Annotated in this window: 16 protein-coding genes and 1 pseudogene; 6 read left to right on the top strand and 11 right to left on the bottom strand. The window is 58.2% G+C overall.

Annotated features, from left to right (window positions below; translation table 11 throughout):
* Positions 1-92: 92 nt before the first annotated feature.
* Complete coding sequence (gene htpX, locus PMI29_RS04770; protein WP_007973520.1) at positions 93-983, bottom strand: protease HtpX; 891 nt, start codon at positions 981-983, stop codon at positions 93-95.
* A 316-nt stretch (positions 984-1,299) separates the two neighbouring features.
* Positions 1,300-2,511 carry a pyridoxal phosphate-dependent aminotransferase gene (locus PMI29_RS04775; RefSeq protein ID WP_007973513.1) on the bottom strand — a complete coding sequence of 404 codons (1,212 nt, stop codon included), beginning with the start codon at positions 2,509-2,511 and terminating at the stop codon, positions 1,300-1,302.
* Between the two features lie 226 nt (positions 2,512-2,737).
* Between PMI29_RS04775 and msrB the strand changes: the two genes are divergently transcribed.
* From msrB to PMI29_RS04790, 3 genes are all read left to right on the top strand, one after another.
* Complete coding sequence (msrB, locus tag PMI29_RS04780) at positions 2,738-3,133, top strand: peptide-methionine (R)-S-oxide reductase MsrB (RefSeq protein ID WP_008002672.1); 396 nt, start codon at positions 2,738-2,740, stop codon at positions 3,131-3,133.
* Positions 3,134-3,235: 102 nt separating this feature from the next.
* The gene (locus PMI29_RS04785; protein ID WP_008002671.1) at positions 3,236-3,721 is read left to right on the top strand and encodes a glutathione peroxidase; all 486 of its coding nucleotides are present in this window, start codon (positions 3,236-3,238) and stop codon (positions 3,719-3,721) included.
* Positions 3,718-4,179, top strand: a complete 462-nt coding sequence (locus PMI29_RS04790) for a MarR family winged helix-turn-helix transcriptional regulator (protein WP_008002670.1) — start codon at positions 3,718-3,720, stop codon at positions 4,177-4,179. Before PMI29_RS04785 ends, PMI29_RS04790 begins: the two co-directional genes overlap by 4 nt.
* Here PMI29_RS04790 and PMI29_RS04795 read toward each other — a convergent pair.
* Positions 4,163-6,526: a hybrid sensor histidine kinase/response regulator gene (locus PMI29_RS04795; RefSeq protein ID WP_008002668.1), complete on the bottom strand. Its 2,364-nt coding sequence runs from the start codon at positions 6,524-6,526 to the stop codon at positions 4,163-4,165. The two genes, PMI29_RS04790 and PMI29_RS04795, sit on opposite strands and share 17 nt — an antisense overlap.
* A 123-nt stretch (positions 6,527-6,649) precedes the next feature.
* Between PMI29_RS04795 and PMI29_RS04800 the strand changes: the two genes are divergently transcribed.
* Complete coding sequence (locus PMI29_RS04800; protein WP_008002667.1) at positions 6,650-7,540, top strand: ATP-binding protein; 891 nt, start codon at positions 6,650-6,652, stop codon at positions 7,538-7,540.
* The gene (locus tag PMI29_RS04805) at positions 7,537-8,019 is read left to right on the top strand and encodes a GAF domain-containing protein (protein WP_008002666.1); all 483 of its coding nucleotides are present in this window, start codon (positions 7,537-7,539) and stop codon (positions 8,017-8,019) included. Before PMI29_RS04800 ends, PMI29_RS04805 begins: the two co-directional genes overlap by 4 nt.
* A 21-nt stretch (positions 8,020-8,040) precedes the next feature.
* Here the strand turns inward: PMI29_RS04805 and PMI29_RS04810 are convergent.
* From PMI29_RS04810 to PMI29_RS04845, 8 genes and pseudogenes are all read right to left on the bottom strand, one after another.
* Positions 8,041-8,276, bottom strand: a pseudogene (locus tag PMI29_RS04810) (hypothetical protein); the annotation flags it as partial.
* Between the two features lie 49 nt (positions 8,277-8,325).
* A complete protein-coding gene (locus tag PMI29_RS04815; RefSeq protein ID WP_008002664.1) occupies positions 8,326-11,967 on the bottom strand; it encodes a transporter substrate-binding domain-containing protein in 3,642 nt (1,213 codons plus the stop codon).
* A gap of 8 nt (positions 11,968-11,975) precedes the next feature.
* On the bottom strand, positions 11,976-12,602 hold the full coding sequence (locus PMI29_RS04820) for a response regulator transcription factor (RefSeq protein WP_008002663.1): 627 nt from the start codon (positions 12,600-12,602) through the stop codon (positions 11,976-11,978).
* 247 nt (positions 12,603-12,849) lie between these two features.
* Entirely contained in the window at positions 12,850-13,242 is a 393-nt protein-coding gene (locus tag PMI29_RS04825; protein WP_008002662.1) for a response regulator, read from the bottom strand.
* Between the two features lie 178 nt (positions 13,243-13,420).
* Positions 13,421-14,749, bottom strand: coding sequence for a deoxyguanosinetriphosphate triphosphohydrolase (locus PMI29_RS04830; protein ID WP_008002661.1), 1,329 nt, complete (start codon positions 14,747-14,749; stop codon positions 13,421-13,423).
* Positions 14,750-14,959: 210 nt separating this feature from the next.
* On the bottom strand, positions 14,960-15,304 hold the full coding sequence (locus PMI29_RS04835; RefSeq protein WP_008002660.1) for a hypothetical protein: 345 nt from the start codon (positions 15,302-15,304) through the stop codon (positions 14,960-14,962).
* Positions 15,301-15,690, bottom strand: a complete 390-nt coding sequence (locus PMI29_RS04840) for a phage holin family protein (RefSeq protein WP_008002659.1) — start codon at positions 15,688-15,690, stop codon at positions 15,301-15,303. The genes PMI29_RS04835 and PMI29_RS04840 overlap by 4 nt, the downstream gene beginning before the upstream one ends.
* 1 nt (position 15,691) lies before the next feature.
* On the bottom strand, positions 15,692-16,006 hold the full coding sequence (locus tag PMI29_RS04845) for a DUF883 family protein (protein WP_007983472.1): 315 nt from the start codon (positions 16,004-16,006) through the stop codon (positions 15,692-15,694).
* 328 nt (positions 16,007-16,334) lie between these two features.
* On the opposite strand from PMI29_RS04845, the gene PMI29_RS04850 reads away from it, so the two are divergent.
* Positions 16,335-17,436: ammonium transporter (locus tag PMI29_RS04850; RefSeq protein ID WP_008002658.1), on the top strand; the 1,102-nt coding region annotated here is incomplete at its 3' end.

Genomic DNA, 17,436 nt, shown 5'->3' with positions numbered 1-17,436 from the left:
GCTCGCGATGAGGTCCTCAAGGCACCCCAAAAATCAAGCAGACAAAAAAAGGCCCGCATCGCTGCGGGCCTTTTGCTTTGCTGTGGACTGTATTAGCCCCGACGACGAGCCAGAGCGTCGATACGCTCTTCCAGCGGTGGGTGGCTCATGAACATGCGGGCAAACCCTTGCTTGATGCCACCGTTGATGCCGAAGGCGTTCAGGGTGTCGGGCATATGCACCGGCAGCCCCTGTTCAGCACGCAGGCGTTGCAGGGCGCCAATCATCGCGGCGGTGCCGGCCAGGTTTGCACCTGCTTCATCGGCGCGGAATTCCCGCTTGCGCGAGAACCACATGACGATGGCGCTGGCCAGGATGCCCAGAACCAGTTCGGCGAAGATGGTCGCCACGTAGTAGGCAATGCCTTGGCCTTCTTCGTTCTTGAAGATCACTTTGTCGACGAAATTGCCGATGATCCGTGCGAAGAACATCACGAAGGTGTTCACCACGCCCTGGATCAATGCCAGGGTAACCATGTCGCCGTTGGCTACGTGGCCGATTTCGTGGGCCAGGACGGCTTTCACTTCATCCGGCGAGAAGCGCTCGAGCAACCCCTGGCTCACGGCGACCAATGCGTCGTTCTTGTTCCAGCCAGTGGCGAAGGCGTTCGCCTCGTAGGCCGGGAAGATACCAACCTCGGGCATCTTGATCCCGGCTTCGCGGGACAGTTGCTCGACGGTTTGCAGCAGCCATTGCTCGTGACGGGTGCGTGGCTGGGTGATGATCTGGGTGCTGGTGCTCATCTTCGCCATCCACTTGGAGATGAACAGCGAGAACAGCGAACCGGCGAAACCAAAGACCGCACAGAAAATCAGCAGCTGATTGAGGTTCAGATCAACCCCGTTGGCCGCCATGAACCCGTTGAAGCCGAAAAGGCTCAGGGTGATGCTGGCAATCAGCACGACCGCCAGGTTAGTGGCCAAGAACAGCAGGATGCGCATCATGGTTGTAGAAATCTCCTCATGCTAAAGATGTAGCGTACTGCGGGGTATATAAGGTGCTGCACCGGGGTATTCAACCGGGTGACTATTTCAAACTGTGTCCTACGGCAACAGTCTAGCTGCTTGCAGGGCATTTCCGACAAGTATGCGGGAAGTGTTTGTCAGTCAATTCATGTCAAAGGCCCCGCCTTTGTTAGGTGCAAGCAGGCAGGGCAAGATCCGGCAACGGGCAAAGGGACAGCCAGTGGCGCAATGCAAACAAATGTTGCCGGATGAATCACCGTGCGACGTTCGGGGACGTCGCACGGTGACAGATCGCTTACTGGCGGTAGGACTTGAGGAAGCCGCCGATGCGTCCGATGGCCATCTCCAGGTCATCGACACGGGGCAGGGTCACGACGCGGAAGTGGTCTGGCCACGGCCAGTTGAAAGCGGTGCCTTGAACCACCAGCAGTTTCTCGGAGAGCAGCAGGTCGAGGACGAATTTTTCGTCGTTATGGATCGGGCAGACCTTGGGGTCGATTCGCGGGAATGCATACAGCGCGCCCATCGGCTTGACGCAGCTCACGCCTGGAATGTCGTTGAGCAACTCCCAGGTGCGATTGCGTTGCTCCAGCAGGCGGCCCTGCGGCAGTACCAGGTCATTGATGCTCTGATAGCCACCCAGGGCGGTCTGGATCGCGTGCTGGCTCGGCACGTTGGCGCACAGGCGCATGTTCGCCAGCATGTCGATGCCTTCGATGTAGCTCTGGGCGTGGTGTTTCGGGCCGGAAATGGCGATCCACCCGGAGCGGAAGCCCGCTACGCGATAGGACTTGGACAGACCGTTGAAGGTCAGGCAAAGCAGGTCCGGCGCCAGGGAGGCGGTGCAGATGTGCACGGCATCGTCGTAGAGGATCTTGTCGTAGATCTCGTCGGAGAACACCACCAGATTGTGCTGGCGGGCCAGTTCCAGCATGCCCAGCAACACTTCCTTCGAATACACCGCGCCGGTCGGGTTGTTCGGGTTGATGATCACCAGGGCCTTGGTGTTCGGGGTGATCTTGGCCTTGATGTCAGCCAGGTCCGGCCACCAGTTGGCTTGCTCGTCGCACAGGTAATGCACCGGGTTGCCACCGGACAGGCTCACGGCTGCGGTCCACAACGGATAGTCAGGCGCAGGCACCAGTACTTCGTCGCCATTGTTGAGCAGGGCCTGCATCGACATCACGATCAGTTCGGAAACGCCGTTGCCCAGGTAGATGTCTTCAATGCCGACGCCTTCTACCTGCTTTTGCTGGTAATACTGCATCACGGCCTTGCGCGCACTGAACAGCCCCTTGGAGTCGCTGTAGCCCTGGGCTGTCGGCAGGTTGCGGATCACGTCCTGGAGGATTTCATCCGGCGCTTCGAAACCAAAGGGCGCCGGATTGCCGATGTTCAGCTTGAGGATGCGATGGCCTTCCTCTTCCAGGCGCTTGGCGTGCTTGAGCACCGGGCCGCGAATGTCGTAGCAGACGTTGGCGAGCTTGTTCGATTTGCTGACCTGCATGGCGATGTGTTCCCGAAAATGAACGATCCAGACGGCGTTTGGACAGCCGTGCTGGGAATCCTGCGTATTCACACAGGCCTGACGCCTTGAGATGCAGCACCCATATTTCCGTTTGAATGCGCGTGGTCTGGCTGCCAGACTGGCGTTTGACGAGGCGCAATCATACGTGCCGCCCGATCCGTGGAAAAGGTACAGATCGGGCTTTTTCAGCCGCTGAGGTGTGATGATGGAAAAGTTGGAAAAAACCCTGGAAGAATGGAAGGCGATGCTCGATCCAGAGCAGTACAACGTGTGCCGCCTCAAAGGCACCGAACGACCGTTTTCCGGTAAATACAACGCCACCAAAACCGACGGTGTCTACCACTGCATCTGCTGTAACGAACCGCTGTTCGACTCCAGGACCAAATTCGATTCCGGCTGCGGTTGGCCGAGTTTCTATGCGCCGATCGGCGACAGCGCCATGACCGAAATCCGTGATGTCAGCCACGGCATGATCCGCACCGAAGTGGTCTGCGCCAAATGCGACGCGCACCTTGGCCACGTGTTCCCGGATGGCCCACCGCCGACCGGTCTGCGTTATTGCATTAACTCGGTGTGCCTGGACCTGGTGCCCCGCGAATAAGTCCCCGAAGCGATCCGATGATCGCTTTCCGGATATTTAAATTGCACACAATTCAATTGCCCGCTACTTTGTTGTCTCTTCCATTCACTCGGAACCTCAAACATGAGCGACAACCTGCTGAGTATCCCTTGCACCACGATCAAGGGTGAGCAAAAGACCCTGGCGGATTTCGCCGGCAAAGCCGTGCTGGTGGTCAACACGGCCAGTAAATGCGGTTTCACTCCGCAGTACAAAGGTCTGGAGGAGCTGTGGCAGACCTACAAGGACCAGGGCCTGGTGGTTCTCGGTTTTCCCTGCAACCAGTTCGGCAAGCAAGAGCCGGGCAACGAAGGGGCGATCTCTGAATTCTGTGAGCTGAACTTCGGTGTCAGCTTCCCGCTGTTCAAAAAGATCGAAGTCAATGGTGCTGGCGCCCATCCCCTGTTCGTGCAGTTGAAAAAGCGCGCACCGGGTGTGCTGGGTTCCCAGGGTATCAAGTGGAACTTCACCAAGTTCCTGATCGGCAAGGACGGGCAACTGGTCAAGCGCTTCGCCCCGGCGACCAAGCCGCAGGACCTGACCCGCGAGATCGAAGCCCTGCTCAAATGAATACCTTGTCAGTCGATTCCCTGAAGCTCGACAGTCAGCTGTGTTTCAAGCTGTACGCAGCTTCCCGGGCGGTGATTCGCGGCTACAAGCCAATGCTCGATCAGTTGGGCCTGACTTACCCTCAGTACCTGGCGATGCTGGTGCTGTGGGAGTGGCAGGAAGCGGCCCCGGAGCAACCGACCGTCAAGGCATTGGGCGAGCGGCTGGCCCTGGATTCCGGCACGCTGACACCGTTGCTCAAGCGCCTCGAGCAACTGCAACTGGTGCAGCGTCAGCGTTCGGCGCGCGATGAGCGTGAAGTGCATCTGAGCCTGTCGCCAGCCGGCATGGCTTTGCGCGATCAGGTCGGGCCACTCAAGGCGCGTCTGTTGTGCGATAGCGGGGTCGACCTGAATCGTCTCAATGACTTGCGCGATGGTCTCGATCACCTGTTGGGACAGATCAAGGCACTGTCGTAACGGGGATCCACAAGTCCAGCAGGGCAGCCAGTTCTTCGCGCCGGAAAGGTTTGGCCAGGTAGTCGCTCATGCCCGCGGCACGACAGCGTTCGCGCTCCTCCGACATGGCGTTGGCCGTCAGGGCGACGATGGGCAGTTGCGGCCAGCGTCCGCTGCGGCGGATTTGCCGGCTGGCTTCATAGCCGTCCATCACCGGCATGTTGCAGTCCATCAGCACCAGGTCGAATTCCCGTTGCTCGAGTTGATCCAGGGCCTCGGCACCATGAGCCGCGGTGGTGACCTCGCAGCCGAGTTTGCCGAGCATGCCCTTGGCCACCAACTGGTTGACCGGATTATCTTCCACCAACAGCACGCGCCCGCGGCGTTGCGGGCATTGCATGTCGAGTCGGGCCTCGTTGATCGGGTGGGTTTGCGGTTGCAGGATCCGCCGTAACGTCTGAAGCAGCGTATTGCGGGCCAGGGGGCGGGCCTGTTGTTGCAAGGGTGCAAGGGCGTTGGCCTCTTCGCTGGGCATGAAATTGCCATAAGCGGTAATCAGCAGGATCGGCGCGCTGAGGGTGGGGCGCAAATTGAACAGGCATTCGGGGCAATCGGTGATGAGTACGTCGGCTGTCAGGCCAAGCAGTGGGTCATCCATGGAACGCCGTTCATAGTCCAGCCCCCAGCCAGGTAACAGACTGTTGAGCAGTTCGCCCAGCCCGCTGCTGGCGGCAGTGATGGCGATGACTTTACCCTTGAGCGAAACAGCAGGCACTGCACGGGTATGGCTGGGCAATGGCAAATCCGCGCAGAACTGGCTGCCAAACCCCGGCTCGGAGCTGATTGTCAGGCGCCCTTGCATGGCCTCGCAAAGGTTGTAGGTCAGGGCCAGGCCCAGCCCGGTCCCACCAAACTGGCGGGTAATACCGACGCCGGCCTGGGTGAAAGGCTGGAGGATTTTGACCTGGGCATCCTGAGGGATGCCGATGCCGGTGTCGCAGACTTCGATTCTGACGCCGTCCCCGAACGTCGACAGGCGCACGTCGACACGCCCGAAACGGGTGAACTTGAGGGCGTTGGACAGCAGATTGCTGACGATCTGCCGCACCCGGGTCGGATCGCCTAGCACCAGTGCCGGGAAGTGCGGATCGATCAGGCAGGTCAGTTCGACGCTGGGGGCGGCGTTCTGCGACAACAGGTTGGCGGTGTCCTCGATGAGCGAGCCGAGGTCGAAGGGAATGTGTTCGAGCTCGAGCTGACCGGCATCGAACTTCGACAAGTCGAGAATATCGTTGAGCAGTTCCACCAGCACTTTGCCCGAGTCATGGGCGATCGACAGTTGTTGCTGTTGTTCGGCATTCAGCGGCCCGTCGAGGGACAACGCGATCATCCCGAGCAAACCATTGAGGGGCGTGCGGATTTCATGGCTCATGTTGGCCAGGAACACCGAGCGGGCTTCGGCCATGTCCAGTGCTGTGCTGCGAGCGGCATCCAGCTCCTCGTTGGATTGGCTCAGCCGGGAATTGATCGCCTTGAGTTCGGCGGTGCGGGCCGAGACGATATTTTCCAGTTGGCCGAGGTATTCGGTCAGGCGGTTTTCCGCGTTGCGCCGCTGCTGGATTTCGGTGGCAATGTTCTTGAATTGCTGGTTGGCAACCTTGACCAGCACGCCAATCTCATCGTTGGCGTGCCCGGCGGGACATTCCAGTGAAGTCGGCTCGGTACTGCTCGGGTCGCGACCGCTGAGTTCACGGATGACCCGTACCAGGGGTTTGGTCAGCATCACATAGAACAGTGCCAGCAGGATGCCGGACAGCAGCAGGCTGCGGGCGAAACCATTGAGCAGGGTCACTTCGGCCCGGCGCAGGAACCGGTTGCCGAAGGCGTAAGTGTCGACGTTCAGCCGCAGCGTACCCAGGGATTCGTTGGGTAAATGATCGAGGTAAAGTCGGTCTTCGAACTGTCGATTGGCGCCGAACAGGAAGTCACTGAGCATACGGTAATCGTTTTCCACACCGGGTCGCTTGACGTTGGCCAGCACAATGCCGTTGTTGTCGATCAGTTTCGCGCTAATGATCGCTGGCGAGCGCAGCAGGCCCAGGGTCAGTTCCTTGGCGAGTTCGGCGTCGATGTTGTAGGCGATTCGCGAGGCCGGGTTGTGGCTGATTTCCAGTAATGAAAGGATTTCACGATTGATGGAGGCGTCTTCACTGGCATAATCGATGCCTATTTGCAGCAGGCTGAGCAGCGTGCCCAGAATGAAACCGACCAGCACGGTAAGCCGGGCTTGTTTGAATGACAGCCGGTTGGTGAATTTGATGTCCATGGGGGGGTGAACCACTTCCGTTTCCTTTCGCTGCTCAAGCATAGTTGATCATGCCTGCCTGTTGATGTTCTCGCGAGGCCTGTACTGCGGGGGCGGCCACTTGTCTGACGCTGTGTTTCGTCGCTGTATCACCATCATTACTGTGAACGTGCCCGAGGAGAAGTCGTGGATTCCCGATTGAATGCTTTTCTTGAACGCGCCGATGCCGTTCTGGCCCGTATCGAGCCGTTGCTGCCGGCACCGCGGCCAGCCATCGACTGGACGCAATGCCTGGCCGCGCGCTGGCAGCGTGAGTCGCGCGGTGGTTATCTGATGCCGCTGGAGGTCAGCCTCGACATGCGTTTGTCGGACCTGATCGGCGTCGACCGGCAAGTCGAGCAGCTTGGGCGCAATACCCGGCAATTCCTCGACGGCATGCCGGCCAACCACGCCTTGCTCTGGGGCTCGCGCGGCACCGGTAAGTCGTCGCTGGTGCGCGCCTTGTTGGCCGAACACGCTCAAGCCGGTTTGCGCTTGATCGAGATTGAACGTGATCACCTGGCAGACCTGCCGCGAGTGGTCGAACAGATCGGCAAACTGCCCCAGCGTTTCGTGCTGTTTTGCGATGACCTCTCGTTCGAGTCGGGCGAGGGCGATTACCGAGTGCTCAAAAGCGTCCTTGATGGCTCGCTGGAACAGGCGCCAGACAACGTTTTGCTGTACGCCACTTCCAACCGTCGCCACCTGGTGCCGGAAAAGGAAAGTGACAACGAAAACTGGAAGCGGGTCGACGGCGAATTGCATCCCAGCGAGGCGGTGGAAGACAAGATCGCGCTGTCGGACCGCTTCGGCCTGTGGCTATCGTTCTATCCGTTTACCCAGGAACACTTCCTCAACGTCGTCGAGCACTGGATCGGCCAGTTGGCCGGCAAGGCCGGACTGGCATGGCAGCGCAGCGAAGAGCTGGACATCCTGGCGGTACGCTGGGCCACAGGCAGAGGCAATCGCAATGGACGTTGCGCTTATCAATTTGCCCGTTATTGGGTCGGGCTGAAACTGTTGGAGCACAAGGCATGATCGATTTACAAAAGAGCGGCCAGGGCCTCGAAGGGTACGGCATGCTGCACGCGCAGCTTGAGTCCTTGCTGGCGGACGAACGGGATTTCATCGCCAATGCCGCGCAGTTCTCGGCGTTTCTGTTCAATCAGCTCGATGACTTGAACTGGGCCGGTTTCTACCTCAACCGCAATGAAGAACTGGTGCTGGGCCCGTTTCAGGGGCAGATCGCTTGCGTGCGGATTCCGTTCGGTCGCGGCGTATGCGGGACAGCGGCAGCCACCCTGCAGACTCAACTAGTCGAAGATGTGCACGCGTTCCCCGGCCACATTGCCTGCGACAGCGCCTCGAACAGCGAATTGGTCGTACCGTTGGTCAAGGACGGCCGATTGATCGGCGTGCTCGATCTCGACAGTCCGAAGCTCGCGCGTTTCACCGCTCAGGACCAGGCCGGAATCGAACAACTGGCAGCGATTTTCCTGCGTCTGACTGACTGCTGATCAAGACGCCCGGCCGGCCTTGGCCAGCAGGCTCAACAGATGACGAATGGGTTCATAGGTGGCGTGCAGGTCCAGGCGGACATCCTGCTCAATGCGGTTGAAGAGTTTTCACTGCTGGACAGTATGATCTGTGTGGTTTGCCGGTAGTTGAACAGACCCGGCACCACCCCGGTCAGCAACAATAAAAAGGTGAACATCACGCTGATATGGACATGCAGTGGAAACCGGCGTGGATCCATGCGCAGTGGGTCAGGCATTGCGGGTTTCTCCATGAGGGTCAACACACTGCTGAGGGTCCAGGCATAGTTAAGGCTCTGTCACTTTGCCTTCGTCGTAATGCTCGATCTGACGTAGTAGCGCGTCCTCCAGTTCAAGCATGGCGCACTCCATGGATTTGCAGCATCCAGCCACTTTTTCGCGATCGAAATCCTCATGGCAGGCTGCTTCGAGTGCCTCGCAGCGGTCGATCAGGCGGGAGGCTTGCACTATCCGGGCAGCGCCTTTGATTTTGTGGGCAATGTCCTGCAGCGCGTGCGTATCCCCGGAGCTGGATAGCGACAACAGCGTTTGCAGATCCTGACGGTTACTGCTCACCAACTCGTTGAGCAATCGTCGGTTCAACATCGGGTTGCCCCCGGTCATCAGTTTCAACCCGTGGAGGCTGAACGCCGGGGTTGCATGGGTGGGTTCAATGCCTTCCACCCATTGACTCAAGGCACCGAGGCTGAGGGGTTTGAACAGGCAGTCGTCCATTCCTGCCTGTTTGCAGCGTTGTACTTCTTCCGGTTGGGCGTTGGCGGTAAAGCCGAGAACGGTGCAGGGAGGGCGATGGTTTTGTCGTTCATGCTGGCGAATGGCACGGGCCAGCTCGTAACCGTTCATGACCGGCATATTGCAATCGGCGATCACCAGATCAAAAGGCTGGTCTTTCCATGCCTCCAGTCCCTCCTGGCCATCGGCCGCGACGGTAAATCGATGTCCAAGAAACTCCAGTTGCTGGCAGGTGAGTAAGCGATTGGCCGAGTGATCGTCGACTACCAGCACACTCAATGGGGTTGTGGCGACGATGATTTGCGTTTCGGCCACCCGGGCTGACTGTTGCAGCGGCAACGTTTCCAGCTGCAGCAACACCTCCACTTGAGTGCCGACGCCCGGCTCACTGCGCAATTGCAGACTGCCGCCCATCATCTCGCAGAGGTTGCGGCTGATCACCAGCCCCAGCCCTGCGCCTCCCCTGGCCGATTGCATGACGTTGTCGGCCTGAGCGAAGGGTTCGAACAGGCGCTGTTGATCCTGTTCGCTGATTCCGATACCACTGTCGTGAACCTGCACCCGCATCTGCACGTGCTCAGGTTGCGTTGCCGGGTGCAGGTCGACGATGACCCGGACCCGGCCTTGTTCCGTAAACTTGATGGCATTGCTGATCAGATTGGACAGCACTTGCTTGAAGCGCAAAGGGTCCAGCAACACATCGAAGGTCGGGTTGGCCGATGAAAACTCCAGCACCAACTCGAGCTCCTTCTGTCGGGCCAGGCCATCGAAAATCCGCACGACCGAGGCCACGAGTTCACCCGGACTAACGCGCTCCGGGCTCAGGCTCAAGCGTCCTGATTCGATTCTGGCAATGTCGAGAATGTCGCCAATCAGCTCCAGCAACCCTTTCGCAGAGTTGTACGCGACATCGATGGCCGGACGCTCCGGGTGCTGATGATCAAGACGCTTGAGTGTCAGTTCAAGCATGCCAATGATTGCATTCATCGGCGTGCGGATCTCATGACTCATCGTGGCCAGAAACGTGCTTTTGGCCCGGTTGGCGTTATCGGCACGTTCTTTCGCGCAACGCAGATCATCGAGCAGTTGCCGCCGGTCGCTGATGTCGATCCAGCCACCGATGATGCCTTGCACTTTTGCGCTTGAATCCCGATAGGGAAGAATCCAGTGATAGATCGTCAGGCGCTGGCCACCGATATGCAGTTCGCGATCGACGATCAGCGGTCTGCCCTCGGCCACCACGCGTTGGTAGTCAGCCTGGTACTCCCGGGCTTCGAACACATTGCTCATCGATCCCTGCATGACGCTTTTGCCGATGACATCTTCACGCCTGGCGCAGAACGCTTGCAGGTAACTGTCGTTGCAACTTTGCAGCAGCCCCTGGCGATCACGTACGTAGATCGGATGGGGCGTGCCATTGACCAGCGATCGCATGAACTCGAACTGATCGTTCAACGCGCGCTCGGCGGCTTTGCGCTGCTTGATCTGGCGGCGCATGTAGTCGTTCCACGCAATGGAAATCAGCAACAGCACGCCTGCACCGATGACGATCTGGTAAAACAGCCTTTGATAGTTGCGCCAGGTGCTTTGCGAGGACGCCGAATAGCCACGCCAGCGACTGTTGATGATGCCCAGCTCTTCCGGCGAGATGCTCAGTAACGCCTTGTTGAGGATGGCGTTCAAATCTTTGGCGCCCCGAGCGGTGGCAAGGGAAAACGCCGCCTGCTCGGTGCCGATGGTGGTGCTGATTTGCAATGTGTGCTCGAACAGCCGCGAGGAAATGAAGTAATTGGCAATGACCAGTGAGTTCACCGCGCCCTCGGCCTGCCCTTCGGCGAGTGACTCTACCGCGCTGAATGTGTCCGGGGTTTCGATCAAGTTGATCCGGGGAAACTCTTTGCGCAGGTAATCCATGAGTGGATTGCCGCGGGCAATGGCCAGACGCTTGTCCTGTAACTGCGTGAGGTTGGTCGGGCTGTCAGCGGCTTTGCGGGTCAGCAGGACGTAGGAATTTTCCAGAAAGGGGCGGGTAAAGTTCAGCTGGGTTTGACGTTGGGCGCTGGGAAGCAACGCGGCGATCACATCGGCCTTGTTGTCCTTGATCTGTTTGATCATTTCGTCATCGCTGCGACTGCGCCGGATGTCAAAACGCAAGCCGGTGCGCAGTCTGATCAGTTCAAGCAAATCCGCGGTGACCCCGCGAAAGTTGCCATTGCTATCGAAAAACGTCAGTGGCGCAAAGGCTTCGTTGACGACGACGCGCACTATCGGGTGCTGTGCCAGCCAGCGTTCTTCCCGGTCAGTGAGTTGCAGCTTTTGATCGGTCAGCAGAATGTCGCTACCGGCGCTCCAGCGTTTGGCGATGTTTTCCCGTTCACTGGCGGGGATGGCCGTGATCATCGCATTGATGATGCCGAGCAGCTCGGGGTTGTTCCTGTTAACGGCGAAGCTGAAACCATAGGCTTCATGTTTGCCGAAGTTGGCCATGCGGATGTTGTTCAGGTACCCCTTGTTGATCATGTAGTGAGTTGAAATGGTGTCACCGAGAAACACGTCCGCCTGATCGAAAGCAACAGCATTGATCGCATTCTGGTAGGACGGATAGGACGTGATGGTCGCCTTCGGGTACAACGCCCTGACTTCCGCCAGCGGCAAGTAGTGATACACCATGCTCAGGCGCAATCCGGCCAGGCCATCGGTGAGGGATCGGGTTTCCCCTTCGCGGGTCACCAATACGGGTTGATCGACGGCATAGGGTATGGACAGTGCAATGTTGGCATTGCCAGCTTCGAATCCATTGGCGGTGCCAAGCAGATCGACTTCGCCGTTCTCCAGCGCAGCAATCGCGGCTCCTCGGGAATCGAAACGCCGAACCTTGATGGGCAAGCCGGTCGTTTTTCCCAGAAGACCCGCGTAATCGGCGGTAAACCCTTCATAGTCCTGACCACTGGTGGTCAGGTCGAAAGGGGGATAGTCCGGGGCCGACGTACCGAGCGTCAGTTGATTTTTGTGTTGTATCCATTGTCGCTGGGATTCATCCAGTCGAACCTCCAGCGCCCCGGCCTTCGAGCGGCTGAGCAGCGTGTATTGTTCATTGCCCGGTGCCCCGAACAATGAGGTGCACACGCATAGACCTGCGGTCACTTGAATCAGATAGACCTTCAAATGGCTGGGCATCCAGGTTCTCACACGAGTGCGTTACGTTTTGCCATCTCGATCAGTTCAACCAGGGATTTGGCTTTGAGTTTTTGCATGAGGCGCTTTTTGTAGGTGCTCACGGTCTTGTTGCTCAGAAACATGCCCTTGGCGATTTCCTTGTTTGTGCGGCCTTGGGCAAAAAGTTGCAAGACCATCAGTTCCCGGTCGTTTACGGATTTGAACAACTCCAGTTCAATACAGCGTGTTTCATCTCCGCGGACGGGGTTCAAGGCCTCGCTCGGAAAATAGTTGTAACCTGCAAACACCGCTTTTATGGCGCTGACCAGTTCACTGATGTCCTCTTGTTTGCAGACATAGCCCGATGCGCCGGATTGCATGCAACGAATGCCGAAAAGTGTCGGGCATTGTGCTGTCAGCACCAGTGTTTTAAGAGGGGTACTCATTGCGTTGAATCTGGATAGCACTTCCAGGCCATCCAGTTTTGGAATGCTGATGTCGAGTATCACCAGGTCCGGCATGCATTCGCGAACCATCTGCATGGCGTCAACCCCATTGTCAGTTTCGCCGACGACTTTGTAACCTTCATGTTCCAGTAACATTCGAACGGCAAGGCGGATAACCGGGTGATCGTCGACAATAAAAACGGAGTTCATAATCAAGTCCCATGCGAGCTCAAATAAAGCGCGCACCTTAGCTCAGATACTTCAAGGGACGCATGAACTGACCGGGCTGTAGCAGCGATATAGGAGAAATCCTACAGAATAAAAAGAATTGGACTACGCATTAACTAGGTTTCTTATTAGGACGGCCAAGAAGTTCCAATGCTCTGGTGCACTTCGGGAGGAAGTTGTTTGTAAGTTTTACGCTGTGTGTTTGTCGGCTTTTATATGTGTCTTTTTTCTACGTTGGTGCCGAGGTCAACAGGTCTCTAAATTCAGATTGTTTCAATGGTTTTATCAAGTAACCCAATAATGGCAGCCCGTGTTCAGTAGCCTTTTTTTCAAGTTCATCCAGTTCAGACGTCGTCAGGCTACTCAGAATGATCGCCTGTCTGATCAGCCCTCGCTGGCTGGCGAACCGGACCAGATCGAGTCCTGTCAGGTCGGGCAGGCATTGATCACATAAAAGAATGTCGAACGGTTGGTCGGCCCCGAGCATTTGCTGCATGGCGCCTTGGGCGCTATCGGTGGTAGTCAGTCGGGTGAAGCCATAACTTTCCAGCAGGTATTGAGTGGCTATTAGTTGGAAGGGATGGTCTTCCACCAAGAGGATGCGTAGATCGTCTTCGGCCATGGGGTGCACTTCATCTGTCGAACAGAAGGGAGGGCGATTGTTTCGCGAGAGTGCCGGGCAAGCGATCAGTTTGCTCGCCATGTGCTGTAGGGCGATTCGACGAAACTTGAGTGCTGTTGGAGTTTGAAGGGGGGATCAGCCATAACGAATGCCGTAATGGCTGATCAATCGATACGCCTCAGTGCCTGGCGCGTCCGGTCATTTCCAGGGCCATGTCACTGGCATAGCTGTCGGTCATACCGGCGATGAAATCAATCATGCGCAAAAACGAAGTGTGCAATGGGCCGTGAGGATCGGGTGCATTGTTGCCCAGCAGGTCAAGGATGCGCCGGCTTTTGAACGATGGCGTACGTCCGTTGTGCTGCTCCAGCGCTGCACCACAAAAGGCGTTGAGCAGGATTTCCAGCGTGGTGTAGGCACCGATCTCGTGCAGAGTCTTGCGCTTGTCCTGGAAGATTTTCTTGCGGGCCATGTCCTTGGCGTTCAGCACACAACGCTTGGCGGGCCCGTGCATGTGTTCTACCAGATCGCCGGGCAATGTACCGGCCAATAGCGCGTCCTGTTGCTCGACGAATGCGCGGGCCGCGGCATTGGTCAGGTGCTCGATGGCTTTGCCGCGCAGGATCGCCAGTTTGCGTCGGCGCGAATCGCCGGGGCCAAGCTGGCGGTAGGTTTCCGGCAAATCATCGCCCACCAGGCCCAGCAGCAGGGACTCGACTTCGGCGTATTCCAGCAACTCCATTTCCAGGCCGTCTTCCAGGTCGATCAGCGCATAACAGATGTCGTCGGCGGCTTCCATCAGGTACACCAGCGGATGCCGTGCCCAGCGTTGCTCCTCCAGTTGCGGCAGGCCGAGTTTTTGGGCGATCTGCTCCAACAGTGGCAACTCACTCTGATAACAGCCGAACTTGTGTTTCTTGTAGCCCAGCGAGTCGGCGTGCCTGGCCGTCCATGGATACTTCAGGTACGTGCCCAGCGTTGCATAGGTCAGTCGGGTGCCGCCGTCGAACTGGTGATACTCCAGTTGAGTGAGTACCCGAAAGCCCTGGGCATTGCCTTCGAAGTTCAGGAAGTCATTGCGCTCGGCTTCACTCATTGCATCCAGCCAGCCACGGCCGGCGGCTTGCTGGAACCAGTGACGGATCGCATCTTCACCGGAGTGACCGAAAGGCGGGTTGCCGATGTCGTGTGCCAGGCAAGCCGATTGCACCACCATCCCCAGGTCGCTGGGTTCGCACCAGTCGGGCAGGGCGTTGCGGATGGTTTCGCCGACCCGCATGCCCAGTGAGCGACCCACGCAACTGACTTCCAGTGAGTGGGTCAGACGCGTATGAATGTGATCATTGCTGGACACCGGATGGACCTGGGTCTTGCGCCCGAGGCGACGAAAAGCCCCCGAGAAAATGATGCGGTCGTGGTCTTTGTGAAAAGGGCTGCGGCCGAGTTCTTCAGGGCTGTGCAGCGGTTTTCCGAGGCGTTCGCGGGTAAGCAGGGTGTGCCAATCCAAGGCGGGGTCTCTCCGTCAGGTGACTGATGGCCTAGCTTCCCGTTTCGCGCCATGACCTGCAAGCGGAACTACAACCCGGCGGTGTCGACTCCTTGGCAAGGTGTCGTTTCTGGAGGGTGTCTGTTGACCGGGCAGGTGCACAGGATGGCACCCCTCGATAGAGGGGCACATCCCGTTGACGTCGCAAGAATGCAGCCAGATAGAAACCGGTCAGTCTTTGCGCGAAGAGCCCTGCATGATCAGTTTGATCAGCGGCCCCAGTGTGGTGCCGAGCCGGACCAGACGGGTCAGGCTGCTGAGGCCATCACCGTTTTTTGCACCCTTGCCGGTCAGAAAACCCAGCAAGGTGACGGCGGCCACGCCCCAGAGTGGAGCGTGTTTGATGCCGAAGCCGTCCTGCAGGTTTTGCGTCATCCCGCGTACGCGTTGCAAGGGTTGCAGCAGTTGCGCGGATTCGTGGCGGATTTCCTGACGATGCATTTCCATGCGCAGGCGGATCAGGGCTTTGCGCATTTCCGTGCGCGAGCTGTTGTGTGGCAGTTCAGGCAGGCTCATGGCAGCAGGCGCTCCCGATCGTTGGCCAGCTCTTCCAGCGTGCCATTGAAGGGCGAGGACTCATCGAAAATCGCTGCTCTCAAGCGCATTCCACAGAATAGGGCGGCGAGGGTGTAGAACACACAGAGCCCGATGATGGCGCTCAGGCGATACGTGTCCCAAAACACGATAAGCACCAGCGTCGACAATCCCACCAACAGCAATAACGCGAACACCAGGGTCAGGCCGGCAAACAGCAACAGGCTGACGGTGCGGGCCTTCTGTTCCTGCAATTCGATGCCGAACAGTTCGACATGGCTGTGCAGCAACCCAAGGAAGGCGGCGCCCAGGCGCCGCGAAGAGGAGCTTGTTCCCGTTACAGACGGGCCGGATTCACCGATCGACATATCAGCGCCGGCTAGCCAGCAGGCCGATCAGAAAGCCCACGCCAGCCGCGATCCCGACGGATTGCCAAGGATTGGCCTGGACATAGTCTTCAGTGGCGGTAACAGCAGCCTTGCCGCGTTCGCGCAGGGAGTCTTCGGTCAGTTTCAGGGTTTCACGAGCACGCAACAGACTGTCGTGAATCTGCTCGCGCAGCTCGTCAGCCTGATCACCGGCCAGGGTCGCGGTGTGCTCCAGCAACCGCTCGGTGTCACTGACCAGTGTCTGAAAGTCGTTCATCAGGATTTCTTGAGCAGTCTTTGCCTGGGTGCGGGCCATGGGAGATCTCCATAAGTGGCTTTCTGATGTGTTCGAGTATGAGCCTTCGGCGAAGGTTCAGTACAAATGACTGGTACAACTTTTGCTGTGTGGTGGTGCGCCGGTCCGCACCATTGCGCTATAGCCGGGCATGATTTCAGTAAAACCGTAGGACCAACAATCAAAAACTCGCGTAAACCTCCGGGGCCTGTTTCGCCTGGACGCAATCCGTGCGCAAAAGCGGTTCAACAAGATCAGTCAGCTGATGCTTCGAAGCTGCAACTTGGTGCATGGACAGTTTTCGCGAACTGCTTTGGTGCTTTTTTCTGCCATAAGGTCTGCCCATCCCATGGAAAACCTGCAAAGCGCTGTGGACACCCTGGTCCATAGCTCCAACACGCTGTTCATTCTGATCGGTGCGGTCATGGTTCTGGCCATGCACGCCGGTTTTGCCTTTCTCGAAGTCGGAACCGTGCGACAGAAAAACCAGGTCAATGCGTTGTCGAAAATCCTCAGCGACTTCGCCGTTTCGACACTGGCCTACTTCTTTATAGGCTATTGGATTTCCTATGGCGTGACGTTCATGCAGCCAGCGGCCGTGCTCAATGCCGACCATGGCTATGGACTGGTGAAGTTTTTCTTCCTGCTGACCTTTGCCGCGGCGATCCCGGCAATCATTTCCGGAGGGATCGCCGAGCGGGCCAGGTTTGTTCCGCAACTGTGTGCGACAGCGTTGATTGTTGCGTTTATCTATCCGTTCTTCGAAGGCATTGTCTGGAACGGCAACCTGGGCTTGCAGGCCTGGTTGCTGGAGCGCTTTGGTGCCGGTTTCCATGATTTTGCCGGCTCGGTGGTGGTGCATGCCATGGGCGGTTGGCTGGCGCTGGCGGCGGTGTTGTTGCTCGGGCCGCGTAACGGCCGTTATCGCGACGGACGACTGGTCGCGTTCGCGCCATCGAGTATCCCGTTTCTGGCATTGGGCTCGTGGATCCTGATCGTCGGCTGGTTCGGCTTCAACGTCATGAGCGCGCAAACCCTGCAAGGTGTCAGCGGACTGGTGGCGGTGAACTCGCTGATGGCCATGGTTGGCGGTACGGTGGCCGCGCTGATTGTCGGGCGCAACGACCCCGGTTTTCTGCACAACGGCCCGTTGGCGGGGCTCGTGGCAATCTGTGCCGGTTCCGACCTGATGCATCCTGTGGGGGCGCTGGTCACCGGTGCCGTCGCGGGGGCGCTGTTTGTCTGGTGCTTTACCGCAGCCCAAGGCAAATGGCGTATCGACGATGTGTTGGGTGTGTGGCCGTTGCATGGCTTGTGCGGCGTGTGGGGCGGTATTGCCTGCGGCATTTTCGGCCAGACCGTTTTGGGTGGGCTGGGTGGGGTCAGTCTGATCAGCCAGTTGATCGGCACTGTACTGGGCGTCACTGTGGCGCTGGCCGGCGGGTTTGCGG

It is taken from the genome of Pseudomonas sp. GM49, assembly GCF_000282355.1.
GTDB lineage: Bacteria > Pseudomonadota > Gammaproteobacteria > Pseudomonadales > Pseudomonadaceae > Aquipseudomonas.
This window is presented reverse-complemented; position numbering and strand designations above follow the sequence as displayed.

Bases quoted from the DNA above. Each gene is read 5' to 3' on its own strand.
- htpX (WP_007973520.1), bottom strand. From the start codon at position 983: ATGATGCGCATCCTGCTGTTCTTGGCCACTAACCTGGCGGTCGTGCTG.
- PMI29_RS04775 (WP_007973513.1), bottom strand. From the start codon at position 2,511: ATGCAGGTCAGCAAATCGAACAAGCTCGCCAACGTCTGCTACGACATT.
- msrB (WP_008002672.1), top strand. From the start codon at position 2,738: ATGGAAAAGTTGGAAAAAACCCTGGAAGAATGGAAGGCGATGCTCGAT.
- PMI29_RS04785 (WP_008002671.1), top strand. From the start codon at position 3,236: ATGAGCGACAACCTGCTGAGTATCCCTTGCACCACGATCAAGGGTGAG.
- PMI29_RS04790 (WP_008002670.1), top strand. From the start codon at position 3,718: ATGAATACCTTGTCAGTCGATTCCCTGAAGCTCGACAGTCAGCTGTGT.
- PMI29_RS04795 (WP_008002668.1), bottom strand. From the start codon at position 6,526: ATGCTTGAGCAGCGAAAGGAAACGGAAGTGGTTCACCCCCCCATGGAC.
- PMI29_RS04805 (WP_008002666.1), top strand. From the start codon at position 7,537: ATGATCGATTTACAAAAGAGCGGCCAGGGCCTCGAAGGGTACGGCATG.
- PMI29_RS04815 (WP_008002664.1), bottom strand. From the start codon at position 11,967: ATGCCCAGCCATTTGAAGGTCTATCTGATTCAAGTGACCGCAGGTCTA.
- PMI29_RS04820 (WP_008002663.1), bottom strand. From the start codon at position 12,602: ATGAACTCCGTTTTTATTGTCGACGATCACCCGGTTATCCGCCTTGCC.
- PMI29_RS04825 (WP_008002662.1), bottom strand. From the start codon at position 13,242: ATGGCCGAAGACGATCTACGCATCCTCTTGGTGGAAGACCATCCCTTC.
- PMI29_RS04835 (WP_008002660.1), bottom strand. From the start codon at position 15,304: ATGAGCCTGCCTGAACTGCCACACAACAGCTCGCGCACGGAAATGCGC.
- PMI29_RS04840 (WP_008002659.1), bottom strand. From the start codon at position 15,690: ATGTCGATCGGTGAATCCGGCCCGTCTGTAACGGGAACAAGCTCCTCT.
- PMI29_RS04845 (WP_007983472.1), bottom strand. From the start codon at position 16,006: ATGGCCCGCACCCAGGCAAAGACTGCTCAAGAAATCCTGATGAACGAC.